The sequence below is a fragment of the Brevibacterium metallidurans genome (assembly GCF_037101285.1).
GTDB lineage: Bacteria > Actinomycetota > Actinomycetes > Actinomycetales > Brevibacteriaceae > Brevibacterium > Brevibacterium metallidurans.
In genome coordinates this window covers 1-622 of the sequence record NZ_BAAAAF010000063.1, presented here as the reverse complement: position 1 = coordinate 622, position 622 = coordinate 1, and the positions used below count along the sequence as shown (strand labels likewise).

Annotated in this window: 1 protein-coding gene; it reads right to left on the bottom strand. The window is 55.5% G+C overall.

Annotated features, from left to right (window positions below; translation table 11 throughout):
• Positions 1-622, bottom strand: a 622-nt coding sequence (locus tag AACX88_RS17530; protein WP_339394135.1) for an NAD(P)/FAD-dependent oxidoreductase, incomplete at both ends; no start/stop codon positions are given.

Here is a 622-nt window from a genome sequence, read left to right as displayed (position 1 = left end):
CATCCTGCCGTCCTCTCCGGTCTCGGCCGCGGTATCACCTATTACAAATATTTCAGGGTGTAACGGGAGCGTGAGATCAGCTCCCACGATAACCCGACCAGCCCGATCAGCTTCCGTCTTGAGCCAGCGTGCAGCCGGAGAAGCAGTGACGCCTGCTGCCCAGATGATCGTTTTGGCAGGAAGAGGTTGCCCACCATATACTACGCCTTCGGCAGAGCATTCCGTTACCGGTTGGCCAAAACTGACTTCCACTCCCAGTTTCTCCAGGGACTGACGGGTATATTCCGATAATGACTCCGGGAAGGCAGTGAGCAATCGTTGTCCGGCTTCAACCAGAATAATTCTGGTCTCTGTCGGATCAATAGAACGGAAATCATTTTTCAGCGTTTTCCTTGCCAGTTCGGCAATGGTCCCGGACAGCTCAACGCCTGTCGGTCCCCCCCCGACAATGACGAATGTCTGGTAGGCAGCCCGTAACGCGGGATCAGTGGTATTCTCAGCTTGTTCAAAAGCGGAAAGGATCCGTGCGCGCAGGGTCGTCGCATCATCCAGGTTCTTCAGTCCCGGCGCAAACTGTTCCCACTCATCATGACCGAAATAAGCGTGCGTGGCCCCAGTGGCA